Annotated in this window: 4 protein-coding genes; all 4 read right to left on the bottom strand. The window is 35.6% G+C overall.

Annotation, left to right across the window (positions count from 1 at the left end; all coding sequences use genetic code 11):
- Window positions 1–279: 279 nt before the first annotated feature.
- Window positions 280–513 (bottom strand): hypothetical protein, encoded by a 234-nt coding sequence (locus I6F65_RS21205; protein WP_197114801.1) that lies wholly within the window; start codon window positions 511–513, stop codon window positions 280–282.
- Window positions 510–965 carry a hypothetical protein gene (locus tag I6F65_RS21200; RefSeq protein ID WP_197114800.1) on the bottom strand — a complete coding sequence of 152 codons (456 nt, stop codon included), beginning with the start codon at window positions 963–965 and terminating at the stop codon, window positions 510–512. The genes I6F65_RS21205 and I6F65_RS21200 overlap by 4 nt, the downstream gene beginning before the upstream one ends.
- Window positions 966–1,134: 169 nt before the next feature.
- On the bottom strand, window positions 1,135–1,425 hold the full coding sequence (locus I6F65_RS21195; RefSeq protein ID WP_197114799.1) for a hypothetical protein: 291 nt from the start codon (window positions 1,423–1,425) through the stop codon (window positions 1,135–1,137).
- Between the two features lie 106 nt (window positions 1,426–1,531).
- Window positions 1,532–1,960, bottom strand: a complete 429-nt coding sequence (locus I6F65_RS21190; RefSeq protein WP_197114798.1) for a hypothetical protein — start codon at window positions 1,958–1,960, stop codon at window positions 1,532–1,534.
- Window positions 1,961–2,058 lie beyond the last annotated feature (98 nt).

Below are 2,058 nucleotides of genomic sequence, written 5' to 3'. Positions count from 1 at the left end.
AATTTGCTCAGCGAAATTGATAGGAATGAATTTATTTTGACAGGATAAGTCAGGCTTGTAGTTAGCCATAACAGTTTACCGTGGGTGAATAATATCTATTAGATCACAGCGAACAGATGGATTCAAGGTTAAAAAGCAACCAATCAAGAATAGTTGGATACGTTCCTAAAAAGAGTAATTCTACAGCCTCAACGCCCCATTAAGAGGCAAAAAATAGTTGGTTAAAATAGCGAGGTACGAGCAAAAACCAACTGTTTTTTGTCCTGCTTGAATGGCTTGTTATATTTTTTTTACCACTTTATCATAAGCCATCAAAGAAGGATTATCTTTACCAAGTCGATTGTATTCATCCTCAAGCCAACCTTGAAAAGTCTCTAGACAAACCAAGTGCTCTTCATAATCAGAATAATCTTTGATAGTTTCGCTATTAAGAAAACCTTCATTATATTTGATGGCGTCATTTAAGGCGGAAGCCATTAATGTTAAATACTGTTCTGATATTTCTATTTTCATGCTACATCTCTTTTTACTAAAATTGCTAGTCGATCAAGAAGGAACTTGAACTGTGACAAAGGCATATCGCAGGCTGGGGCTAGCGTGTAATGAGTAGCATTCATTCGAGAATTATACTTATCTTTTACAATTGCCAGTCCTGAAGGAAGTTTAGTGCCTTCTGGTATTTTATAGTATTCCCAAGAATTGCCTTTAAATATATTTGGTTTATCAAATGTACTTATGCCTCTAGGAGATGGTTTACAAGAAACCCAGTCAATACCACTTTTTGAAATTATTTTAACATCCGCGGGTCTAACTTGACCATTTGATAGTACCTTATCTTTTTCAACGAGGCCAAATAGACTGCCGTTATCTTTCACTCTTTTCGCACGCCACAAATTCACTGGCGAATCTTCATAATATCTGTCTAGATCACCCGCAGAAATTAAAATATCTTTAAGGACTTCCATAGTTTTCTTTTACTCCATAGTTGATAAAAAATATAACGCCTCAGTAACGGGCAGGCAAATTGATGGTTTTTTTGTGCCATAATTTGCGTAGCAAATGCACAAAAAGAGCAGCAGTTTGCCTGTCCAGCGACGATAGGAGCGACGTTAACTGATTTGTTATAAGTTTGCATCAATCAAGCGCCTCTTGTTTAGCTTTAATTATAAGCTCCGCAATCTTGAGATCATGATCTCTTGCCGCGCTCATTCCCATATTCTGTATAACTGATGAAGATAAATGGCTTGCAATTTTAACCGCGTCTTTATTTTCTATTGCTAAGCGAAAAACATGAGGAACATAACTATCATATTCATCATCCCAGTCATTTTCTCCATCGTTTACTCCTATGGGATCCCATTTATTCCATAGAATGCTGGCAACTTCTTTATAGAAAGCTTTTTGCTTGGCACTTAATTTATTCATTTAATACTTATAACGCCTACTTAAGCGGAAAAATATTGTTGGCTAAAATGTTGAACGGAGTGAAAACAGCCAACTGTATTTTTTCCGTTTGAAGTTCTTGTTAGCTCTATTTACCATTAGCTTTAAGAATTTCACCACTTAATAACACTACAATTTCAAATTCATCAGAGTTAAATTTGTAAGGTAAAGTAGTAAGAGTGACAAGGTAATACCAAATAATTGTTCCCTCTCGACTAAAAGCAGGTTTAAATTCGACCTCTTTAACGCCAAGCTCTAACTCTGTTTTGTTAAAATATTTATATGCTTGGTCGATAGCCTTACCGATAGCTAACTTAGGCTCACCTTTACCATCCCAAGTAGCCTTTTCCATATCAAATTGCCAAGACTTAATTGTGTAGCTACCCTCCTGCGTTCCAGTCAAAAAGAATTGTTCTTGACCAGATCGTGATTCACTTGAATAATTTATAACTTTATTTTCATTCGCGGTTGCCAAAGAACAAAATAATGAGACTGCTAAAATAAAACCTTTTTTCATGTGACCACCCTTGTGATAGAGCTAACGAGCCTGTAGATTAACTCGTTTTTTTATTTATTTTTATTGATAAACAAACCATAGCTGAGTTCCTATTTTGG

The sequence above is a fragment of the Pseudoalteromonas sp. SWXJZ94C genome (assembly GCF_015864385.1).
Lineage (GTDB): Bacteria > Pseudomonadota > Gammaproteobacteria > Enterobacterales > Alteromonadaceae > Pseudoalteromonas.
The sequence above is the reverse complement of the archived record's forward strand: the minus strand, read 5'-3'. Positions and strand labels throughout refer to the sequence as shown.